This window comes from Parapedobacter brassicae (genome assembly GCF_051400755.1).
Lineage (GTDB): Bacteria > Bacteroidota > Bacteroidia > Sphingobacteriales > Sphingobacteriaceae > Parapedobacter.
On the sequence record NZ_JBLFFL010000001.1, the window covers coordinates 583198 to 607553 of the forward strand.

The 24356-nt window shown below is 51.7% G+C and carries 14 protein-coding genes; 3 read left to right on the top strand and 11 right to left on the bottom strand.

Features of this window, described 5'->3' with window-relative positions; all coding sequences use genetic code 11:
• Positions 1-57: 57 nt before the first annotated feature.
• Entirely contained in the window at positions 58-1704 is a 1647-nt protein-coding gene (pgi, locus tag ACMGDE_RS02355) for a glucose-6-phosphate isomerase (protein ID WP_436831149.1), read from the top strand.
• A gap of 51 nt (positions 1705-1755) precedes the next feature.
• Here the strand turns inward: pgi and tpx are convergent, their stop codons facing one another.
• The 9 genes from tpx to ACMGDE_RS02400 all read right to left on the bottom strand — a co-directional run bounded on the left by tpx (position 1756) and on the right by ACMGDE_RS02400 (position 18286).
• The gene (gene tpx, locus ACMGDE_RS02360; protein WP_436831150.1) at positions 1756-2256 is read right to left on the bottom strand and encodes a thiol peroxidase; all 501 of its coding nucleotides are present in this window, start codon (positions 2254-2256) and stop codon (positions 1756-1758) included.
• Between the two features lie 80 nt (positions 2257-2336).
• On the bottom strand, positions 2337-3989 hold the full coding sequence (locus ACMGDE_RS02365; RefSeq protein WP_436831151.1) for a sodium:solute symporter family protein: 1653 nt from the start codon (positions 3987-3989) through the stop codon (positions 2337-2339).
• On the bottom strand, positions 3986-6277 hold the full coding sequence (locus ACMGDE_RS02370) for an FAD-dependent oxidoreductase (protein WP_436831152.1): 2292 nt from the start codon (positions 6275-6277) through the stop codon (positions 3986-3988). Before ACMGDE_RS02370 ends, ACMGDE_RS02365 begins: the two co-directional genes overlap by 4 nt.
• A gap of 32 nt (positions 6278-6309) precedes the next feature.
• Positions 6310-8337, bottom strand: a complete 2028-nt coding sequence (locus ACMGDE_RS02375; protein WP_436831153.1) for a glycoside hydrolase family 2 protein — start codon at positions 8335-8337, stop codon at positions 6310-6312.
• A 28-nt stretch (positions 8338-8365) separates the two neighbouring features.
• A complete protein-coding gene (locus ACMGDE_RS02380) occupies positions 8366-10957 on the bottom strand; it encodes a GIY-YIG nuclease family protein (RefSeq protein WP_436831154.1) in 2592 nt (863 codons plus the stop codon).
• Positions 10958-10993: 36 nt separating this feature from the next.
• On the bottom strand, positions 10994-12796 hold the full coding sequence (locus ACMGDE_RS02385) for an FAD-dependent oxidoreductase (RefSeq protein ID WP_436831155.1): 1803 nt from the start codon (positions 12794-12796) through the stop codon (positions 10994-10996).
• A complete protein-coding gene (locus ACMGDE_RS02390) occupies positions 12793-13746 on the bottom strand; it encodes a hypothetical protein (protein WP_436831156.1) in 954 nt (317 codons plus the stop codon). Before ACMGDE_RS02390 ends, ACMGDE_RS02385 begins: the two co-directional genes overlap by 4 nt.
• Positions 13747-13749: 3 nt before the next feature.
• Entirely contained in the window at positions 13750-15243 is a 1494-nt protein-coding gene (locus ACMGDE_RS02395) for a RagB/SusD family nutrient uptake outer membrane protein (RefSeq protein ID WP_436831157.1), read from the bottom strand.
• Positions 15244-15271: 28 nt separating this feature from the next.
• Positions 15272-18286, bottom strand: coding sequence for a SusC/RagA family TonB-linked outer membrane protein (locus ACMGDE_RS02400; protein WP_436831158.1), 3015 nt, complete (start codon positions 18284-18286; stop codon positions 15272-15274).
• Positions 18287-18577: 291 nt separating this feature from the next.
• On the opposite strand from ACMGDE_RS02400, the gene ACMGDE_RS02405 reads away from it, so the two are divergent.
• Positions 18578-19552: a GntR family transcriptional regulator gene (locus ACMGDE_RS02405; protein WP_436831159.1), complete on the top strand. Its 975-nt coding sequence runs from the start codon at positions 18578-18580 to the stop codon at positions 19550-19552.
• An 8-nt stretch (positions 19553-19560) separates the two neighbouring features.
• Here the strand turns inward: ACMGDE_RS02405 and ACMGDE_RS02410 are convergent, their stop codons facing one another.
• Together ACMGDE_RS02410 and ACMGDE_RS02415 are read right to left on the bottom strand one after the other, a co-directional pair.
• Complete coding sequence (locus ACMGDE_RS02410; protein ID WP_436831160.1) at positions 19561-21696, bottom strand: carboxy terminal-processing peptidase; 2136 nt, start codon at positions 21694-21696, stop codon at positions 19561-19563.
• A 150-nt stretch (positions 21697-21846) separates the two neighbouring features.
• A complete protein-coding gene (locus tag ACMGDE_RS02415; RefSeq protein ID WP_436831161.1) occupies positions 21847-22983 on the bottom strand; it encodes a tetratricopeptide repeat protein in 1137 nt (378 codons plus the stop codon).
• An 88-nt stretch (positions 22984-23071) separates the two neighbouring features.
• Between ACMGDE_RS02415 and ACMGDE_RS02420 the strand changes: the two genes are divergently transcribed.
• On the top strand, positions 23072-24352 hold the full coding sequence (locus ACMGDE_RS02420; protein ID WP_436831162.1) for a replication-associated recombination protein A: 1281 nt from the start codon (positions 23072-23074) through the stop codon (positions 24350-24352).
• Positions 24353-24356 lie beyond the last annotated feature (4 nt).

A 24356-nucleotide genomic window follows, 5' to 3' on the forward strand; every position in this document is an offset into this window, starting at 1 on the left:
GATTTTTATGTTGGTCTTTTTTCTTAAATTAGCCCACGCAATTTAATACGCTACACCATGCTACCCCGTACAGATTTTACCAAAACACCCGCATACAACTACCTCAGCAACCACTATATCGATCTGGCTCCGAAGCATCTCCGGGAATTGTTTGCGGCAGACCCCGACCGGTTCGGGAAATTCTCCATCACATTCGGGGATATGCTGTTCGATTATTCCAAAAACCGCATCGACGAAACGACCAAGGCGCTGCTGATCCAGCTGGCCCGGGAGTGCAAACTGGAAGATGCGATCAGCGCCATGTTTTCCGGAGCGCCCATCAATGAAACGGAAGACCGGGCGGTACTGCACACCGCACTGCGCAACCAACGCGATGAGCCGGTACACGTAGAGGGCAACGATGTGATGCCCGATGTACGGGGTGTGCTGGCTAAGATGAAAAGCTTTTCGGAGCGCGTGATCAGCGGGGCGTGGAAGGGCTATACCGGGAAACCCATCGCGGACGTGGTCAATATCGGTATCGGCGGGTCCGACTTGGGACCGGTGATGGTCACCGAAGCACTGAAGCCTTACAAAAATCACCTCAATGTACACTTTGTATCCAATGTAGACGGCACCCATATCGCCGAAACACTCAAGAAGCTCAATCCCGAGACCACGCTGTTTCTAATCGCTTCCAAGACGTTTACCACGCAGGAAACCATGGCCAATGCCCATACGGCCCGGCAGTGGTTTTTGGCGGGCGGGGCCGCCGAGGATGATGTGGCCAAGCATTTTGCCGCATTATCGACCAATGGCAAGGCCGTGGCCGCTTTCGGTATTGACACGCAGAACATGTTTGAATTTTGGGATTGGGTCGGCGGACGTTACTCCTTGTGGAGCGCGATCGGATTGTCCATCGTGCTGAGCGTCGGCTTCGAAAACTTCGAGCAATTGCTACAGGGAGCGTATGCGACCGATGAGCATTTCCGCCATACCCCTTTTGAAGACAACGTACCCGTAATCATGGCATTGCTCGGCATCTGGTACAATAACTTCTTCGATGCGGAGACACAGGCTATCCTGCCGTATGACCAATACCTCCACCGGTTTGCTGCCTACTTCCAGCAGGGCGACATGGAAAGCAACGGCAAATATGTCGACCGCGACGGCCAGCCCGTGGAATATGAGACGGGGCCAATTATTTGGGGCGAGCCGGGTACCAACGGCCAGCACGCTTTTTATCAGCTCATCCATCAAGGGACTAAACTCATTCCCTGCGATTTCATTGCCCCTGCCCAAACGCATAATCCCATCGGCGAGCACCATACGCTGCTGCTGTCGAATTTCTTTGCACAGACCGAAGCGCTCATGAACGGCAAGGATGAAGCAGCAGTCGTCGCCGAGCTGAAAGCGGCCGGCAAATCCGACACCGAGATCGATCGGCTGAAGACCTTCAAGGTATTTGAGGGCAACCGGCCGAGTAACTCTTTCCTGATCAAGAAAATCACACCCTATACCCTCGGGTCGCTCATCGCGCTTTATGAGCACAAGATATTCGTGCAGGGGGTCATTTGGAACATCTTTAGCTTCGACCAATGGGGTGTGGAACTCGGCAAGCAGCTGGCTGGAAAGATCCTTCCCGAGTTGCGGAATGACGAGCCGGTCGCCACGCATGATGCGTCGACCAACGGCCTCATCAACCAATATAAGGCATGGCGATAAAAGCGCTTAGGGGTCGGCGATGATGCCGACTCCTAAGCTTACACGATCGTGTTATGCCAGCGCCGCCAGGGCGTTATCGTAATTCGGCTCATTTGCAATTTCGGAAACCTGCTCGGTATAGTTGACCGTGCCGTCTTCGTCAACCACCACTACTGCCCGACTCAACAGGCCCGCCAACGGACCATCGGCAATTTTTAATTGGTAGGCATCGGAAAAATTGTTGTCTTTGTATTCTGACAAGGTTTCCACGTTGCTAATGCCTTCAGCGGCACAGAACCGTCCTTGCGCAAAGGGCAGATCCTTGGAAATGCAAAGCACTACCGTGTTATCCAGTCCCGCCGCTTTCTCATTGAACGCTCTCACGGAAGCTGCGCAGGTACCCGTATCAATACTCGGGAAAATATTGAGGATTACCTTTTTGCCTTTGTAGTCGGCCAGGGTCTTATCAGAAAGGTTGCCAGCTGTCAATTTGAAATCGGGCGCTTGGCTTCCCACAGCCGGCAGTGTTCCTCCGGTATGTATTTCGGTTCCTTTGAATGTGATTGTTGCCATAACTTGTTTATTTGGGGTAATGATAACAAATTATGATGGTATGTAAAAGGATTTATGCAATTGATGACAACTGGGTGATATTAACTTTTGTGCCGCTTTTTACGTATCATGACCAGTAAACCAATACCCAATGTGATAATCAACAGGGAAATTACCAATACCGATGTCCGGCCGTGCCCCGCCATTAACCCCAACACAAAAATCATCAACCCAACCCCCAGCAACGCGAACGCCACCGTCTTGACGGCCATGGCACTTTGCTGTTTACCGTGTGAGCGCACAGCTGTTGCGGCCGTCTCGTCCGGCACGGTGTTTATAGGTACCCGGTAAGGGTTATTTCGGTACAATATTTCGAATATAGCCAGCAGCACAATGGGTAACGACACCCCTAGCACCGTCTCCTGCATCCTCGTCAAGGTCATATCCAGCAGTGAGGGTGCAAGAAACTTGAAGGACACGTTTACGGCCAAACTGGCAATCGTGGTAAACAGAATTGAAAAAGCCGTCTGGCGCCGAGAAAACAGCGCCCACACCGCAGGACCATATAGCGGCACGCCCGTAAGTGCCCCGATGCTGAGGACCACCGCAACAATCCCGCCCATAGTCGGCACCATCAAGGCCACCAATACCGTGACCACGCCAAACGCCAGGGTGGAAAGCCGTGCCACCCACATCAGCGAGCGGTTGGTTGCATTCGGGTAGAGTCGCTTATATACATCATTGGTAAAAACAGCAGACGACACATTCAGCGAGGCATTTACGGAATCGGTCGTCGCGAAGATCATCCCCGTGATCATCAGGCCCATGATACCCGCAGGCAGTACTTCCTTGCACATCATGAGATACGCCCCTTCGTTCTCGAGGCCTGCCAAATCAGCGTTGAGCATACGATAGAGCATGGGTGGCAGCATCCACACCACCGGACTGAGCAAGTAAAGCCATCCGAATAGGTAGCCCACTTTTTTGGCATCTCGCTTGGTTGGCACGCTGGTATACCGTTGCACATACGCCCAGTTTCCGCCGATGAACACCATGTTATAGAAACCGAACGCCACCATGAACCAGATGGTGTACTCGCCACCCGTGAGGCTGAAGAAACCCTCGGGTGCGGCTTGTGCAAATTGGCTGATGCCGCCCACCTGGTCAAATGCCAGCGGTACGACGATCAGCACAGCGGCGGTGAGCACCACGAATTGCAGCACGTTGGTGACAATAACCGCCCAGAGGCCGCCCGATGTGGTATATAATACCGCCATCAACCCAAACAGCATGATCGCGTAGTGCGAAGGCAGCCCAGTGGATACATTCACCAACTTGGCGACAGGATACAAGAATGCGCCGTTGTAAGCAAAGCTCATCAACAGAAAAATGTAGGTATAAAATTTATGAACGCCACTGCCGAAGCGTTGTTGCATGAATTCGGCTGCGGTGAGCACGCCCGTTTGCCGCCAGCGAGGCGCAATAAACCGGCCAATCAGAAAACCAGCGGTGGCCATGGTCCATTGGATGGTGACCGCCACCCATCCCTGTTCATACGCGATGGCGCCCCATACCACAAAGGTACCGGCCGAGAAAAAGCCCATGTACAACGATAGGCCACTCATCCACCAAGGCAGCGCACCGCTGGCCCCGAAGTACGATTTCATGTCCGCCTTGCGGTCGCTCATCGACAGTCCCGCAGCGAGGATGCCGACGGAGAAGATCGCAATTACCCAATAATCAAGTGTAGTCATCGATCCCCTCCGTAACACCTGATGGCAAACAACGCCGCCGGGACATGATGGGATGGATGTTCCGCATAAACGGTCAACCGATCTGTCCGCAACGGTGGGTCAAACGTAATGGTATTGAGGGTTTGATAGTTGCCTTCTTTCTGATAGATTACTCGGCCCGAAGCATCTTCAATCCGGTAGTTGCGCACACAAAAAGGCATCACCCGCTCCGGATGGGTCATCAGCACGGATTCCATGGCGTGGTCGCTATCTGTATCGAATATGAGTTGGATACGGTCTATGGATTGGGGGGCGGGCCAACTCAACGTCACGTGCGGATCGGTATCCGCCGGGTCGGCCACCCACGCGTTGGGCTGCAGCACGGGCCTGTCGATCCCATTGCATAGGTTTTCCGGCCCGAATTGCCGTAGCGGCTCGGATAGTTTCAAGGCGATGTTTTGTCCCTCCGGCCGTCGTTGCGGACACCAAAATTCGAAATCATCTACCCCTAATCCTGCCGGGGGCTGTTGTCGGCCATTGTTCGATACCTTCTTATTTACCCCATTGTAAACCGAAAGCAACCCCGTAATCCGCTGCTGCGTAAACGGAAGACTTATCCGAGCGTTTTTGAGAAACGTCAGGAATACGTACTGCGTTTCTTCCAGCGACACCTTAAAATCAAGTTTGATGTCATGCATACCTGTCGAAAGAGAAAGCGTTTGCCGCGCAAGCAACGTATCTGGCGTGAATCCCCCTTTGCGGGCGCTGCAACGGAGTTCCACGTCTAACACCGTATCTGCTGAGGCGTGTATGGATAATGCGAACACGGGTACCTGGCCACTGTTAAGCGGCAACAGTTGTGCGGCGGAGATGTCGAGCGGCTTCCAAATGGTTTCGCTAACATCAAACTCCCGAAAGTGGAGTACACTGGATGCCGCTAAACTGGCTTGGCCCGCCAGGTCACGCTCGTCATCCGCCGCCACCTCCGGAATATAATGTCCCGATTTAAGCAGTTCGCGTTGAAGCAGGTCCATATGCCCTTGCTCACAAATATCGCGGGGCAGAAGCCCTTTCGCTTTGCATACCGAGGCGGCCATGGCCACTGCCTGCCCGGTGTAAGCGCTGGTTGCCATCACGCGCGTAGCCCCAAAGGCCACGTGGCTCACACTGACGATGCGCCCCGCCAGAAACAGGTTCTTGATATTCCGGCTGTATAGGCACCGGTAAGGGATCTGGAATATCCCTTTGCTATGCCATTGATTACACGGTTGGAGTTCGCTGAATACCCCGTCGGCTGGATGGAGGTCGATGGACCAGCCCCCATATGCCACCGCATCGGGGTGGGTGCGCTGCTCGATGAGGTCACGCTGCGATAGCATGTAATCCCCTTCAAAACGGCGACTTTCCCGTTTACCCGGGATCATCCCTACCCACTCCAGCGTCATCGTCTCCGCTTCCGGGAATTTTCCGGAGTTCTTGATGTAATCCCAGATGCCATATACCACCCGCCAAAGCTCCCATTTGATGCGCTCCGTATCGTGCACCGTATCCAGCCTTCCGCCATGCTCCACCCACCAAAGCTGGCAGCCGTGTTCATTCGCCTTGAAATTGCGGAACCGCGGAATCTCCTTAGAGACATCCAATGCAAATGAGGGGGCCGTAAACTTCACCGGCACCCCCGTATCCTTGCTATAAAAATAGAGCGAGTGCCCCAGCAGCTCGCCATAATCAGTATCCGGCGCCATGGGTTCATCAAATTCCGCCGCGTGCTCTGCCCCCATCCGGAACGCCGCTCCGGCCAGGAACCCAACAATGCCATCGCCAGAAGCATCGCAAAATAGGGGCGCTTCGAGGTGATATGCCGTCGAGTTCTGGCTGCAGAATGCTTTCAGTCTACGGATGCTGTCCGGTCCATTTTTTTCCACCTCGTATACCGCCGTATTGAGCAACAAAGTGATGTTCGTTTCGCTGGTTACCTTATCCAACAGGATCATGTCCAAAATGATCGGGTTCCCTTCCGGATTCTGGTACATATTTTCCACAAGCAGTTCGTCGATGACACCCCCCTCCCGGCTCCACCGGTTATTGTTGCCCATGTGGGAGGTCGCGCCCAGCACCCATAGGCGCACCTCGCTGGACGCGTTACCGCCCAACACCGGGCGGTCCTGTACCAGTACCACCTTCAGTCCCTGCCGGGCGGCGGTGATGGCAGCACAGGTGCCGGAGAGCCCGCCGCCCGTAATGATGAGGTCTGCTGTTAAGGCTACTGTCCGGGGATATCTTCTATCGGTGTCGTTTTCTTGAATCATGTTTTTGCAAAGGTCGTATAAAATCTATTCGTTTAGTTGAGTGCTATGGTTTGTTCTAAGGTTATATAACCAGTAGGTTTTACGATCTTCAATGCAAGGTCTTTCCCGAATCCGCTGACGGGCACGGAAATTTCTTTGCTTTCGCCGGGCCGCAAATCTGGCAGGGTTATTTTAGCATCAGGCGTTTCCAGCACGTATCCCTTCACTATATAAGCCGGAAAATCCTCCCGGGCAGTTACCTTCAGCCGGAGCGCATGCACGCCTTGTCCACCCAACTGGTAATGAACTTTTTCTACGGTTACAGGAGACATTTCCCGTTGATAAACTGCATAAGCCGGGCGCACCGAGCGGTCGGGACCGACCAACCCCCACGGCCGGTAACCATCGGCATTGCTGCCGTAGTAGCGGCTTTGGTAATCGTTGTAGGTCCACCAGGCCGCCCCGATCACGTAGGGCCGCTTCCGGATTTCGCTTATTACCTCGGTGATGTGCGCTGCTTGTCCGGCATCGCCTTTGTCGTTGTCCGCCCGCACACCCCATTCGCTGATCAGGATGGGTTTATCAGGGTAGAGTTTGTGAATGTGGTCCAGGGCTTTCGCGTGGTTGCCGTAGATGTTGGCACACACAAAATCCACGTATTGGCTGGCTTCATCTTCCGGTTTTTCGGGCATTGCATTGAGCCGCATGGTTGCGAATGTATACATCCGGGTAGGATCTAGCTCCCGAGCATAAGCGATCATGTCTTTGGTCCAGCGCTGACCCTCGGGCTGATCAGATAGGTACTCATTGCCCACGCTATAGGCAATCACGCTGGGATGATTCCAGTCACGCTCCACCATTTCCTGGAATTGCTGCTTGAACTTCGTCCGGATCGTATCGTTATCAAGCTGTTTCGGCGTAAGCTGCCAGTTGCCTGCTTCCGTAATGATCAGCATGCCATATCGGTCGGCCAAATCGTAGAAGTACGCTGACGGCGTGTAGTGTGTCAAGCGCTGAAATTCCATCCCGGCTTCCTTCATGCGCTTGAAATCTTGTTCAATGAGCCAGTCAGGCTCCATTGAACCCAAACCCGGGTAGTCTAGTACACGGTTGCCCCCTCCCATCCGCAGGGGCTGTCCGTTAAGTAAAAGCTGGGCATCACGGACTTCCACTTTCCGAATTCCAAAATGCGTGGCCAGCGTATCGTCCCCTACTGCCACTTTCAGTTCATAGCGCGTAGGCGAATCCACTCCCCAGAGCGTGGTCTGTGCCGCTGTCAGGTCACTTTCGGACTCCAGTATCCTCGTCTGGCCGGCCGGTATGCTGACCGATGTAGTTTTCCAACTTAACGACAGTATTTGTTCTCCCAGCTGCACCACGTAGTTGGCGCTGGGCGACGCAGCCTGCTTAGCGGCGTTGCGTACGCGTACTTTGGTTTTCAATACCGAAGTACCTGTCGCCAAATCGGGCATTGCCTCCACCTTCAGATTCTCTATGTATACTTCGGGCTCGATGGTGAGGTACACCGGTCTAACCAATCCGCCGTAGTTAATCCAAGCCGGGTATGAACCGTTGATGTCGTTGTTATCCTTCACTGCCGGCACGGTAGTCAGTTTCCAGGTATCGTTGTTTACTGACACCGCCAACAGATTATCTCCTTCTCGCAAATAGTCGGTAACATCAAAATGAAATGGCGTGTAGCCACCTTCGTGGGTACCCACCGGCTCGCCATTTAGCCAAACCTGCGTCAGGTAATAGGCGGCGTCAAAGTGCAGAATCACCCGTTTACCCGACACGGGCTTCCAGGCAAACGACTTGCGATACCAGGCCGTACCCGTATAGAATAGGTAACGGGGGTCGGCAGAGAAGCAGTGTGGTACCGTTACCTTATCCTGCCTGCCAGCTCGGGTTATGCTATCAAGGTACCACTCCCCGCTTATCCCTTGATCGGCCAAATCAAGCGCAAATGTCCACTCGCCGTGCAACGGGATTGCATCCGGATGCTGAATAGTATATTGAGCTGACACGCTGTTTGAAAAAACGCCAGCAAACACCACAATGGCTAATCTTATTCCGTTCATTTTAAAGCGAAGTTATGTCCTGAATCCCTTAGTTACCTAATTTCACTACCCTCAGCCCCAATGCTGGGATATCCACCCGAAAAACCCCTTCTTCCAATGGCAGCGCTTGGAGCTTATCTCCTTTTTCATCCAGCAATGCTGCCTGCGAAGACAGCTCCCGTGCCTGAAGACCCCCAAGCGAAACCGAACTTTGCTGATCCCGGGTACTGTTATTTAATAAAATAAGGTACACATCCTTTCTATGTGTTGCTTTTGCCGCCATAAAATCAACCCGCGGGTTACTGACTGACACCAAGTCTTCTGGCAAATACAAATCTGCCGATGCACCGAAGATTTCCCCCGCGGCAAACCCATAAGGCTGATGGGGGCCTACTTTTGGTGTGATAAAACCCTTCGGGAAACTTATCTGTCCGTTGGATCTGGAAGTAATTTCTGCCATCAGGTAATCGGTGATCCACCCTACCTGCCACCATGCATGATGAGGAAACGGCCCCGGGCCTTCGTCCATACGCGTCCAGTAATACGATGCCACATGCGTGGCCGAATCCACAAAAGCATCCCGCCCCCAAGCGGCCGCACGGGCCATATCCAAAAAGAGTTTTTCTCCAGTCAAATCAGCCATCCGTACGAAAAGTCCGGCATGGCTCGCCAACGGTATCGGGCCGCCACCGTTCGCCGATCCCAAGGTGCCCCCATGTTCAAAACTAAGGCCGACCTGGGTAATTTCCCAATCCTCTTTCTGTTTTCCATTTACTTCCTTCAACCGTTGTGACGTGATGGGGTGCGTATAGATGGAACCCGTGTAGATCTTAGCGGCATCAATCGCCGCTTGAAGATAGGTCTTGTCAGTGGTCAATTCATATAGGTCGAGCAACGCCTGTGCACTTTGCGCGGTAGCAAAATCCGGCACAAACCGGACATCACCGCATACACCGAGAAAATGCCCCTGATCTACGGCGTTCTCAACATACCAATTTGCCCCTTTGATAGCGCCTTGAAGGTATTTTTCATCCCCTAATAGACGGTAGGCCACCAGCAACCCGTAGAACGTGGGGCGCAGATCCAGTTGATCAGTAAATACAGGTTGCTCGGTATGCCGGTCATAGGCTACCACCCAGCTTCCGTCCGTTTGCTGCCAATCCAGCAATTTGTCCGCCCCGCTCCGTAAGCGGTCTTTCAGTTCCTCATCATCCGGCTCAAAAAGCAGGATGTTGCCGATGTCAAGCATGGTGTAATAGGTGAGCGCTATGGGTTCCACATGGTCGCCCCATTCTTCGGTAAAGCGTTCGCTTTTCCACAGGTAATACTGCCCCATGGCGGCCCCCTTAAAGAAACCCCCTTCCGTTTGCTGCTGCGTCAGCTTAAAATTTCTTGCGGGCAATAACCGCGTTGCGTTCAACAGGGAATCCCCGGTAAGCCGCGCCAACATCCACATCGCACCGTAATCTGCATTTTTCATGGCGTCTTTGTCGGCCCCCACCACACCGCCCAAATACGACTGTGCACCGATTTGCAATCCTTGGTAATTCCGCACATTCCATAACGAGGTACTGTCATCTTTAAGATATTTCAACATCGAAAGGATACGATTAGAGAGTGATTCGCGTGTGTTCTTCAGTTTAACCGCTTTCTCAAATTCATAAACGTCGTAAATGGCATGCTTGTACACATTAAACCATTCATTGCGTTGCAGCGAATACCGGAATCGGAAGATGCGTTCGTCGCCTGCATTCATGTAGGAATCCACCTCGCCCAATACGGGATAGTAAAGCGTGGGGGAAAGCTGTCCTTGCCGGTTCATCAGGGAGAGCCCGAGTCGCCATTCTGCCCGCGAGTCCTTACTGGCCGACCAAGGATCGGTAGCGATGCCTGGCGCTGGGATCACCGCCAGCGTCACACCCCGTTTGTTCTGGATGAGCGGGGCGAGCGTACTCGCCGCACGTTCGCGCACCACCACCGGGAGGCTTGGCACGCCTTGCCCATAGGCATAGGCACGCAGCAAATCCGGCTGGATACGCCGGCCCTGAAAATAACCGGGCAGCATCGCCCATTCCAGATCATCGTGCCCGATATTGAAAAGCGTGGGCGTCGCAAACGAAAAATAACCGGCCTTCTTCGCTTTAACACGCATCTCGACCACGACATCGTGGGTATGCAAACGGTCCAATGTCCAGGTGATCTCCGCAGTGAACCGATCATCCTGCTGAATAAACTCAACGCCCTGCGAAGTGGCTTTTGCTTGCGCGGGGAAAAACCAGATTGACGCCCCCGCGGTATTAAGCGGCACGGGACGGAAATTGTCCCTCCACCGTTTCACGATGTATTTATAGTCGTCAAAAACGTGTCCTTGCGCTTCCTTCATGACCTTGGTGTTTACGGTGGTGTCAGGCTTGTCCTGCGAATACAGCCCTACATAGCCCCCTTGTGGATGATCCAATGTTAAGGGTTCGTTCTTTGGGTTTATCGTAATTTCCGCGAGGACATAACCATCCGGCGTGCGTTCCCACTGGAGGCGGAGGTGTTGGTTTTCTAATCGCACATCCGATTGCGCGTGGAGGGAGGCAGAGATCGACTGCATGAAGATAATAAACACGAATGCTATCGTACAAAAATGCTGCATAATACTTACTGTTGGCTTTTACAGAATATCGTCGTTTCAATCTTTGATCATGCCCATGAGCTCATCCAAGTGCGCTTCATATACCCCCCTTGGGTCGGTGTGGTGTTTCTTGGCAATAGAAGCCGCCATACCAACCACTTCGCCCATCATACCACAGGTACGCATCACCCGGGTACTTCCAAAGGCCACATGGGTGGTGCTGATGTTCCGGCCGGCCATGAACAGGTTCGGGATATTACGACTGTATAAACAACGGTAGGGTATCGTGTATGGCGCTACCTTAATGTGTTTTGTACCCGCAAAAAATTCCTCTCCGGGAAAATATAGACTGTTTTCCTGCTGCGGAAAATGGAGATCAATGGTCCAAGTAGCCGTCACCGTAGCATCGGGATATAGCTTCCCTTCCTGAATATCCATTTGGGTGAGAATATGATCGCCCATTAGTCGCCGCGACTCACGCTTACCGCCGATGTAGGCCACCCACGCCAATTCTCGCTTGCCGTATTTTTCGGATTTGTTGTTTTTGAGATATGACCAATTACCGTACACCGCGCGGAGGTTATGATCCCGGATTTTTTCGGCCTCGGTGATGGTGTTCATATTGCCAAAGCCCGTTTCCCATTGCCAATCGGACTGCACCTCATCGATGTGGTATTCATCCGAAAACGGCAAGGCCCAGGGCGTTTCCGGAAAACTGGTCACCGAGTCCACCGGCAGCGAGGCCCATAGGTTGGATGTCCCTAGCGTAAAATCATCGGCTTTCTCCGGGGCCAGCGATTCGCCCGTTTCCGTCCGGCTTTCTCGCCCCATCCGGTAGTCCGCTCCGGCGAGGTGGCCCAGGGTACCATCGCCCGTGCAATCAGAAAAATAAGTGCCCGCAAACCGGGTTTCTTTATTCGTTTTGATATCACGGCCAATGACTGCCACGATCTTGCCTTTATCCATTTCTACCTGATACACATGGGTATTCAGGTACAACTTGATGTTTTTTTCATACTTAATGATGTCGAGCTTCCGTTGGTCCCCGTACTCACCGCCGTCCGGGTTGCCATTTCCTGGGTCGCCGTTGTCGAGTTCACGTACGATTCTGCCCAGTTTGGGGTGATGGTTTTTGTCGATATCTCCTCGCAGGTGCACACGCACTTCCGAGCTGTTATTGCCTCCGAGTATGGGGCGATCCTGTATGAGCGCAACCGTGAGCCCCAATCGGGCGGCAGCGATCGCCGCGCACGTACCTGCCACACCTCCGCCCACGACCACAAGGTCGAACTGGCCGGCGTCTTCTCTTGTACCAGCCAGGTCAAGAAGCTCGTGCCTTAAGCTAGACATGCCTGCAAAATCCTGCGGCGGTTCGGCGTCGGAGGTACTAAACAATAACGCATCGCAGCGCCCGTTAAACCCGGTAAGGTCTTTCAAACGGATTTCTGTATCGGGCTGATCAATATTAACTTCGCCACCATAATACCATTTCCAATCTACCGAGCCACTCTCGCCAAAAACACCGCCCTGCTGCTTTCCGTTTACCCACACTTCAAACCTCCCCGGTCCTTTCGGGAATGGTGCCCAATCTTTCGTTCGTACCCATAAATGATAGTTGCCGCGCTGCTCAAACCGCACCGTCGTTGACGCATCTTTCACGGGCCGTCCCATACCATGGGCCATCAGGTAAGATGATTGGATCACTGGAAACGATTGCTGATCGATGACCCAACCACCGGGATCATCGAATGATTCCGTTTCAACTAAGAGCTGGGTTTGTGCCTTGGCTTGCAGCGATACCACCACAAGCAGGATGAGGAAAAAAAAGTAACGAACGGCTAGTTTCATATGCGTCATCATGATTGTTTGTTTAGTAAATGTTCAATCCGTTGGGCGATATCCTCGTTGAAACTGCGTCTATGCGTTTTCAATAGGTCTCGCAAACCTTCGGTCAGGGATAGCTGGTTCAATTTTTCCAATACCCCGAGTTTCAGTCTATAGCTCCCGGTCTGGAATGTCTCCCATAGCCAGTATTGCCCCTCAGCGTCGGAAAAATAGCCAGACGAAAGTCGTTTTAAGACATGGGTGGCCAAGAACACATTGGGGCTTCGGATCAGGTCGACGACCTTTTGTTCATAAGCGGTCTCCACCTTCCCTTCCGCATCCACTACTCGATCCAATGCATAGTACTGATAATGGTGATTCTTGCTTGTCAGAAAGTGAGACAGCAACTGAGTATCCATGATGGAATCGGTGATGTTGGCGATGGTATCAACCACGCTGCCGTGCACGATGTGCCACAGGGTATAGCACGTGTACAGTGCCCCGGGTATCACCACTGCCTGCAGGGACTTGGTCGTGGCTCCTGTAACAGCGTCTACCTCCCCCGGTACGGTGCGGGTCGTCGATTCAACCAGCTCTTCCATCTTATAATCGTTGAGCAACGACTTAGGGTCAGCCAGGATCTGATGCAGCTTCTCGTATTCCGCTGGATGGAATTCCGCATGATCCATTTTGGTCAATGGTTCCTCGGGCGGGATGGCATAGCGGACATAGTTGCCCAGTAAATCCCAATAGAGATTGATATAGACCGGCTTACAGATATCGTCATCGCATACCGGCGTGAAGATGTAGGCATGGTAATATTCGGGAATACCTGCGCTATCACGGATGAGCTGTAGATCATAGCTCACCCCGTTGAATGCTTCCACGGGGTGAGCCAACGAATCTTGAGCATTTGCCGTGAGTCCGCATCCGTTCGTCGCACCTACCATAGCGATCAATATGATCAATACCTGTTTACGCATCATCCATCAATTCCAATCGGGATTCTGAGTCAGTTCCGGGTTAGCATTTATCTCATCTTGGGGAATGGGGAAATACCTGTTCTTCGGTTGTACGTTTCGCACCGGGTACACATCGTTAACCGCATTGGGGATCACCTCCAGGAATTTCCCGGTGCGGGTCAGGTCATACCAGCGGTCGCCCTCAGCAAAAAACTCCCAAGCCCGTTCCTGGATCACCGCATCCACAAAACCTTCCTGGCTCAATCCCGGGTCCAGGTCGCCAAGTCCCGCCCTGTTCCTAATGGTATTGACATAACCGTACGCCTTGGCGGTGGGGCCGTTCAAGCGAGCTTCCGCTTCGGCTGCGATGAGATAAATGTCGGCTAGCCGGAAAATTGGAATGTTCCGGGTCGAACTCGTTGTCGAAACAGGGTCCTGATATTTTTTTATCAATACGCCCTCGGGCGTGATCGGTGTAATAGCTCGCTGGGGTACCCAATTGCCTGACTTGTCCAGATAGGTGGTATCCAGCAACAATCTCCGTTCATCTGCTTCGTCGAAGGAGTTGAAGAAAGCCATGTAGGCAAACATGGAACCATACGTGGTACGGCCATATTCCACCCCACCGCTTCCAGACGGTCCCATTAGGCCCACCAACTGGTGCCCGTTGCCCGGTGAAATGGCATCCACTTCAAACGCCCAGATCACTTCCTTCCTCGCTTCCTCTTCATTCGCATAATGGAAAAGGCTAACCGCGTCATCGATTAATGTATACGCCCCCGAAGTTAACACCAATTCGGCCTTTTGCAAGGCAGTGTCCCAATCTTCATGATACAATGCCGCCTTTGCATACAATGCGTTGACCGTCTCCCGTGATGGTCTCCCCGGCTCTACTGCCGGAAACGAAGGTAACCCTGCGTTATAAGCCATATCCAAATCTACGTAGATTTGTGCATATACCTCATCCAGTGTACTTTTCGGCGTATAGGCCTGTTCTTCCGTGGCACTAGGTACGATTTTCACTGGGATTTCTCCGAAATTTTTGGCCAGCATCCAGTGATAAAATGCGCGCATGAAATGTGCTTCACCGATAATCTGTTGCTTACGTGTTTCGTCCATTTGGGTCTCAGGCACTTTAGCGATAATCCAATTGGCCCGTTCGATACCTTGGTAAGCGGAGGTCCATATCTGTTCCGGAGATTCGCTGATCCTCCCCTGGCTCCGTTGTGTCGTGTACGTTGGTTCAATTGTAAAAAGCGTGAGCGTATTACGCCCCACCACCGCACGCGGGTAGGTCTGGTCATCGCTGAAATCCGGAACCAACAAGGCTGCTGGCCCACCATAAAGCCCACCCATAGAACCGTACACAGCAACGAGTGCTTTTTCGGCATCAGAAGCGGTTTGGTAATAAGCTTCTGTAAAAATAGACGAGTAAATGGTTTCATCCAGTTTGCAAGACGATATTCCTGTGCTGATGAACAGGAAAAGAATGGCTTTATATAGTGTATTAAGCGTTTTCATGATATTCTTTCTTTTTATAACCTAACCATTAAAAACTGACCTGTATGCCTCCCAGGATTGATTTCGCCTGCGGGTAGACCAGGTTGTCAATACCGAAGGTCGTGTTGGAACCGGCATAGGTATTCACTTCGGGGTCAAAACTGGAGTAATTGGTAAACGTGAAAAGATTGTTGGCGCTCACGTATAACCTGATGCGGTCAATTTTCCCAGCGGAGCGAATGGTATAACCCAAGTTGATGTTTCTTACGCGCAAGTAAGAACCGTCTTCCATGGCATAATCTGTTATAGGCAACCTGCCTGCTACAAACGGGCTGACATATTGGTTGCTGGGGTTTTCCGGAGTCCAGCGGTTCACCATCCCCTTCAGCAGATTCCGCTGTCCGAGCGGATTCTCGAATGACAACCGGCTGATGTTGTAAATATCATTGCCATAGCTGCCTGAAAGGAATATGCCTAAGTCGACGTTTTTGTAGTTGAGGTTGGTCGAAAACCCGAAGATGAAATCCGGATTGGGGTCGCCGGTAATAATCTGGTCTTCTGTATCGATGGCCCCGTCTTCATTGATGTCGCGTACCTTATGGCCTCCCAAGCGCCCGTCGTAACCCGAAATGATGGCCTCTCCGGTTTGGTTGATGCCATCAAACACATACGTTTTAAAAAGGCCCAGGGGCTCTCCCACCTTCAGTATGGTATAGTTCGTTATAAAACGTTCATCGGTAGTACCTCCATCCAAATCGAGCACTTTGTTCCTGTTGGCCGTTAGGTTCGCTGAAACCGACCATTGTACATCGGAATCCAGAATAACGGCGTTGGTTGCTACTTCAAACCCTTTGTTTTCCAGGGAAGCATAGTTTCCCGTAATGGTGTTATAACCAGAAGAAAAGGGCAGTGCCTTTACGAACAGGAGATCATCTGTACGCTTATGGTAGTAATCCGCCACGATAGACCACCTATTGTTGAATAAACTGATATCAAGCCCGACATTCGTCTGTGTGGACTTTTCCCAACGCAGATCCGGGTTGGCGATGCCTGTTGTGGCAATGCCGGTTTCCCAGCCATGATTAAAATTATAACCTCCGCTTGCTGCCACCATCGCCAGTGATTGATAAGGCGATATGCCCGCTGCGTTGCCCGTGGTGCCGTAGCTTGCGCGCAATTTCAAGTCGGTAAGCTGCGGTATGTTTTGGAGGAAAGGTTCTTCGATAATTCGATAAGCTGCCGAAATAGCCGGGAAGAACCCATACTTGTTGTTTGCCCCGAATTTACTCGAGCCATCGACACGTCCGGTAATGTCCAGGAAGAACTTATCCTTATACCCATAATTGATACGTGCCATATACGAATCCAACCGTTGCAGCGTACGTTCGCTCGATACGTTGCGGTTCAACGCCAATTGCAGTGCCTCATTCTTGGTGGCATCGTTCGGAAACCCGGTAGCCTCTATCAAGTTGCGTTTGTAGCTTTCAGACTGTGTTGCAAACAATCCCGTCAGTTTCAACGAATGGTTGTCAGCGATTTGCGTTGTGTATGTAACCAAGCTTTCGTGTAACAGGTTGAGGAAATCGCGATTGTCTTTGGATGCCGAGCCCGAATTTTCATTGATATCCTGCTGGGCAATGATGGATAAGGGAGAGTACGTATCGTGCAACCGGTCATCAATATCGACATTAAAGGAAGCCCTGTAGACCAAACCCGGTATAATCTCGTATTCGCCATAAAGGTTTGCCAGTGTTCGTTTGATCGCCCGTTGCTGCAGGATTTCCGTAAAGTTAAGTGGATTAACAACCTCCCGGTACCTGCCCCCGCGCTGTTCAGCGAACGGATATAGGCTGCCGTCTGCACGGTAAGCTTCTAAGGTTGGCGGGGCACCCACAGCGGCACCCAGCACACTGGCTGTCACCACGCCCGCATTCCCAAGATCGGTGGAGCCGGCACTGATGCCCTGATTCACCGAGTAGGTTCCCAAAATGCTGCTTCCAAGTTTCAGGCGGTCGTTAATGCGGTGGTCCATATTTAGCCGGAGGGAATAACGTTCGAATCCCGAATTGATGATGATCCCTTCCTGGTTGAAATAATTGAGAGACAGTGCCAGTTGGGTTTTTTCGCTTCCGCCGTTTACCGTGAGCTGGTGGTTCTGGATGGGGGCATCCTGAAAGATGAGGTCCTGCCAATTGACGCCCTCGCCCAGCGATGCCGGGTCTGCATACAAATTATCGTTGAACACTTCATTTTCCAGCTGCCCAAATTCCGCTGCGTTCAATACGTCAAGGGTTTTGGAAACGTTTTGGATGCCATAGTAACTCTCGAAATCAACCCGCGTCGTTCCCGCTTTACCTCTTTTAGTGGTAATCAGCACCACGCCATTGGCCGCCCGTGCCCCGTAGATGGCGGCGGCCGAAGCATCTTTGAGCACCTCCACAGACTCGATGTCATTGGGATTAATAGTAGACAGCGGACTCACCTCGTTGATGCCCCCGCCGTTTGAAATCTGGATACCATCTACCACATATAGGGGTTCCGAGCTACCGTTGATCGAGTTGATACCCCGTATCCGCACGCTGATATTCCCACCCGGCGAGCCGGAGTTTTGGTTGATCTGTACGCCGGCCACCCGTGCCTGTAACCCCTGCGCCACATTGGTTACCGGCATCTGGGTCAACTCCTCCGCTTTTACCGAGGCAATGGAACCCGTCGTCTCAATCTTGCGTTGCGTGCCGTATCCCACCACGACCACCTCATCCAATCCCTGCTCCTCGGGCGTCAGGGCAATGTCAATCACGGAGCGTGTCGCGATCGCCTCCTCTGCGCGCGCATAGCCAAGCAGCGAAAACACCAGCCGCTTGGATCCGCTTTGTGCGGCAATCCGATACCTCCCTTGTTCGTCTGTGACGGTCGTTTGATTGGTCTCCGGGATGGAAACCGTAACGTCTTGTAGCGGCGACCCGTCATTGCCATCGGTAACAGTCCCCGTAATGGTCTGCTGTGCATCGACCGCAGTCGCCCAACAGCAGAGGCCAAGTAAAATACACGTAAATCTATTCATAATCGATCATAATTGGTTAATTCTTTCCTCCGTATAACTGGTCTGGTGTGGTCTGGTAATAAACCACAATGCAAGTATAACCAGTTTCCTTATTACCGCCAAATAATTTTAATTATAATTCATATATCACTGATAAATAATGAATAAAGTAAAAAATCGCAAGCATTCTTTGCTGGTTTGGTTTGATAGGGTATTTGTTTACCTTTGCCTACTTAATTTCCGGTTCGTTCAATGCAATCACAGAAAACAAGTAACCGCACGGCAAGCAAAGCGGCAAAATCAGATTCCCGTATGAAATACCTCCAGCTGGTGGATCACATCAATGGGCTTATCGAATCTGACCAGCTGCATATTGGCGACCGGCTACCGTCCCTCAAGCAATTCGAACGTCAACTCGGCATGAGCAAGGAAACGTTGCTGAAAGGTTTGAACCATTTATTGGCAAAAGGCATCATCGAATCCATCTACCGCAAGGGCTACTATGTCAGGAAAAAATCGGTAGATCACACGTTCCGCGTATTCTTGCTGTTGGACAAGATGAACGTCATGCGGGATAAATTCTATCATACGCTGTTCGACCAGCTTAAGGATGTGGCCGATGTGGATGTGTACTTCCACCATCACAACTTCAGGGTATTCGAAAACCTCATCCGCGAGAACCTCGCCAGCTATACCCATTTTGTTGTCGTTACGTTCCTCCGAGAAGATCCCAGGGAGGCGCTCAACTTAATCCCCGCCCAAAAACGCATCATCATTGACTATAACCAGCCGGGGTTGGATGGCGAGTACACGTGTGTATACCAAGATTTCGAGCATGATATTTACGATGGCTTAAGCCAATTGGAAACACGTTTATCCAAATACAAAAAGCTTGTACTGATCGCGCCAGCGGAAGCCACCCATGCCCGCAATGTCGTAGATGGCTTCCTAAAATTCTGTGTGGAACAAGATTTCCCTTACGCTATTCAGCATGAAGTAGAGGCGGAAAATTTCAAAAAGGGAAACGCCTACATCACCTTCAGCCGCTATGACACGGACGATGTGGCACTCATCAAACTAGCGCGTGCTAAGGGTTATAAACTCGGCAAAGACATCGGCCTCATCTCCTATAATGATACGGCCGTCAAGGAAATCCTTGAGGATGGCATTACGGTGATTTCAACGGATTTTGAAGCCATGGGGAAGGCGGTGAGCGATGCTATCCTCCGCCGCAAAACCGTCGTCGCGCGAAATCCCACGAATGTGCTGATACGAAATTCCCTTTAATACCGCTCTTATTTCTTCATCAACCCTACATAATCCGCCATTACAGCCAGGCTCTCTTCCTGGATAAAATCGAGCCCTTCATCAGCATTGTTGCTTGCCACGAATCCTCCCATAGAGGTGATTTTCATCTGTTCAAGCGCTTCTGTACGGCTTTTGCTTTTCAAACGGCCTTCCTCCCGCTCCTTTTTTAACTTATCTTCCTGCAAGGTGACACTGGTTTTGGACTCTTCTTGCTGCATCAGTTCGATATCTTCGAGCAGGAATTTGTACGCCGGAGAATCATTCATGCGAGCGCGATGCCGCTTGTCTAGTTGAGCGACAAAAGGTTTCAAATCTGCCACCGCTGCAAAATCCGATGCATTGATCTGATCCCAGGGTAAGGCTGAGGGTTCCGAGGCTTCGCCGTATTTCTCTGCCGAGTATAACGACGGGAATATGATATCCGGCTCTACGCCTTTATGCTGAGTACTGCTGCCGTTGATGCGATAAAACTTGGCCAAGGTAAGGTTGATTTGGCCGAACTGCGGAGCACCTACCGGAATAGCACCCTCTTTGTTTGCCGATGACTGTGCTCTCAGCAATAACCGATCAGTTGGGCTGATCACCCGGCTCATGTCAATGGCCGACTGGACGGTCCCTTTACCATAGGATTGCGAGCCCAGGATGATCCCTCTGCCGTAATCTTGAATGGCCGCCGCAAAAATTTCGGATGCCGAGGCGCTGAATCGATTGATGATCACACCCATCGGGCCATCCCACGCCACGCTCCCGTCGCTGTCGCTATTGACCTCGATCTGGTCGTGGGTATCCCGTACCTGTACCACGGGGCCTTTGTCAATAAATAAGCCGGTCAGCTCGATCGATTCCTGCAAGGAGCCGCCGCCGTTGAAGCGCAGGTCCATTACGACAGCGTCTACGCCCTCTTGTTTCAGTGTATCGAGCAATAGGCGCACATCCCTTGTGGTACTCTTATAATTGGGATCATTCTTGCGGTATGCTTCAAAATCGATGTAAAATTTGGGCAAACTGATCACGCCCACGCGATAGGTCTTTCCATCATCTCCCACCACTTCTTTGATCTCCCGCTTGGCCGACTCGTCTTCAATGACTACCCGTTCGCGCGTCAGTGATACGATTTTCGGCTCAGCGCTGAGCTCCTGTCCCGCAGGGATCACTTTCAAGCGTACAACCGTACCTTTGGGGCCCTTGATTTTGGCAACCGCATGATCCAGCTTCCAGCCGATAATTTCCTCAAATTCTCCGTCTTTGCCTTGCGCTACGGCGATAATACGATCATCGATCTGCAGCGCTTTTTCCTTATATACCGGTCCGCCTACGATGATATCCGCCACTTTGACCATCTCGTTTTCCGTGGTAAGCCGCGCGCCGATTCCCTCGAAGGTGTTCGCCATCTCCTCGTTAAACCGCTGAGCGAAGTACGGGTTGAAATAACTGGTATGGGGGTCAATGGCATCAGTCAATGCGGTCATGATGACCTGAAAGGCCTCATTGTTGTCGGTCTTTTTGGCCATCGACACCAAATTCTTATACCGGTTTGTCAAGGTCTCTTTTTGCTTTACAGCCGCCGAATCGCTCCCGTTTCCGCTAAGCCGCAAATTGAGCAGATCATATTTTACGCGCTTCCGCCATTGATCGTTGGCTTCCGATTCTGAAGCGAACCACCCTTCGTTTTCCCGGTTGTAGACATACTGCTCGTCTACCGAAAAGTCGTGGGCAGCGTCGACCTGCGTCAAGGCATAATTCAACCGATCGAGGTAACGCTTCATATAGACATTGAAAACATGGTATGCTGCGCTCAGGTCCCCATCGCGGAAATCCTGTCCCAATGTATTACGATATTGCTCAAACTCATCCAGGTCCGACTGCATGAGGTAATTCTTGCCCTGGTCCATGGCTTCGATCAGGTTATCGAAGATGATGGACGAAATGGAATCATTAAATGGGACCTTCTTATAGCTTACCGATTCAAATAAACTCACCACGTCTTTGGCGATCACCGCATGCTGAGCCGTTGGCTTCAATGCCTCCGCCTCCGTTTCCAGATTGACGCGCGGTTTAGACCCACACGCTGCTATGGCTACCACAAACAACACAAAAAACACTTTCTTCAACATATTCTCCATACTTTCTATTGTATTCCTTAATCCGATTGCGGTTAACCACAATCTCATCTTTCTATTTTAGCCGTTAAATTTAATCAAAAAAAAGCTTATTATAATTACCCGATCACTATTGGATTTGTTTGCGTTTTATTTGTTACAAACGCCATCGGGTCAGTTGTCTACGGGTGCTTCTCCCTTGAACAACATGTTTTTGAGGGTATCATATCGGTTGAGCGCAAGGGCTGCCCCATCATAATCGCCCGCTTGGTGATACAGATTGCCCAGGGCGTCCTGTATCGCCAGCTGCATGCCCACCATGTGATCCTTTCGGGCCAGTCCGTCCGCCGCCTTATACTCTTCGATTGCCACACGTGGGTTCCCCGCATGCATCTTCGTTTCGGCCAGGTTGAATATGATCTCCGGCAATTGGTCGGGCAGCCCCTCCCGGTCGACGATCGATTTGGCCTGTACCAAGAACCATTGGGCCTCGGGGTACTTATGCTGCAGTGTGTAAATATCGGCCAACATGCGGAATGCCTCCGCACGGCCGGCCTCATTCCGTGCACGCCGGAACAAGGGAACTGCCTTGCGGATGATGTCCCGTTCGGCCTCTGCGGTAAGTCCCTGTTTCGCCTTTATCAAGGCCAACTCCATCAAGGCTTCGGCTTGGCGGCTATTATTCCGTGCTTTTACGGCCCTGTCATATAATTGCTGGCGCAAGCCGTTGGCCTTGTCTAACTGTCCGAGGTATTCGTAGGTAACCGACAGGTTATGGGCAACGACTTCCCAGTCGGCTACATTGCCCAGCGTCTGCTTTGCCTGCATCGCCTTTTCGAAAAATTCAACCGCCAGATCAACCGCCCCCAATGCCACATATTCCATGGCCAAACGATTTTCGACATCGGCCAGTAGATTACGCTCTTGCGGCGAATTAGCCTGGTCTGCTGCCATTAGTAGCTTACCTTCTACACTTGATAATTGCGCTTCCGCAATGGGGATATACTTCGCCGCTACCTGACCGCCCCCGGTTATGGCAAACCGGTGATAATACCTCATCCTGTTGACATAGTCTTCCACCAACGCGGAGTCAATTTCTTTCTCGGCATAACGATCGTCCAGCAATTCTTCGACGGTTTTTGGTGGCGGTAGAAAATAAACTTCGGGACCTATCCCGCTAAAAGTAGTATCGTATTTTGCAATCCGGCCCGAAAAATCAACATGCTGCTGCGCAAAACCATTGCCCAAAAAGGCGCAAAAAGAGAAGCAAAAGCATGCTGCATGGGCTGACAGCCTCTGTTTAACCTTCATATAATTATTCCAATCTGCCACTAAGATACAAAAATTGTTCCTTATATTTTTCGATTGTCCGGCAATCCTGCTATTTTTGCTAAAAAACATGGCAACTCGGATTCCATTGGCGGAGCGTATGCGCCCCACAACGATCGACGATTATGTGGGCCAGCGGCATATTATAGGCGAAGGAGCCGTGCTGCGCAACGCCATTCTTCAGCAAAACATCCCTTCCATGATTTTATGGGGACCGCCGGGCGTGGGCAAAACCACCCTTGCCTTCATCATTTCCAAACAGCTGAACCGTCCATTTTTCAGCCTGAGTGCCATCAATTCGGGCGTCAAGGACGTACGGGAGGTCATCGAAAAAGCCGAACAGCTTCGCCGTTTCCAGCAAGAGCAACCCATTCTGTTTATCGATGAAATCCATCGGTTTTCCAAGTCGCAACAGGATTCGCTTTTGGGCGCTGTGGAGCGGGGAGTGGTCACGCTGATCGGCGCCACCACTGAAAACCCTTCTTTCGAGGTGATCTCGGCCCTGCTTTCCCGTTGCCAGGTATATGTATTGGAGCACCTGTCTGAAAATGAGCTGCGCAGCATTATCGACAAGGCGATCCACGAAGATGAATACCTCAGCAAACAGCAGATCACGGTGCGCGAACATGAGGCCCTGCTCCGGCTTTCGGGCGGGGATGCCCGCAAGCTGTTGAACATACTCGATTTAATCGTCGGCGCGGCGGGCGGGCAACCGCTCGAAATCACCAATGACTTCGTCCTCCGGCAGGTCCAGCAAAACATGGCCATCTACGATAAAGCCGGCGAGCAGCATTATGACATCATATCGGCCTTTATCAAGTCCATCCGTGGCAGCGACCCCAACGCAGCCGTCTATTGGCTGGCCCGCATGATCGAAGGTGGCGAAGATCCGCTGTTCATCGCTCGCAGGCTGCTTATTCTGGCCTCGGAGGATATCGGCAATGCCAATCCAAATGCGCTGCTCTTAGCCAATAATTGCTTTCAAGCGGTAAACGTGATCGGCTGGCCGGAGTCGCGCATCGTACTCTCACAGACCGTCACGTACCTTGCCTCGTCACCGAAAAGCAACGCTGCTTATGAAGCCATCAACAAAGCCCAGGCATTGGTCAAGCAAACCGGCGATTTGTCTGTCCCCCTTCATATCCGCAATGCACCCACCAAGCTGATGAAACAACTGAATTACGGCAAAGCTTACCAATATGCACACGCATACGAGGGCAATTTTGTAAACCAGGAATTTATGCCCGAAGGTTTGAGCGGCACGAAGTTGTATGATCCCGGAAAAAACCCCGCCGAAGAGAAGTTGCGGGAGAAGCTGCGCCGCGATTGGAAGGATAAGTATGGGTATTGACGGT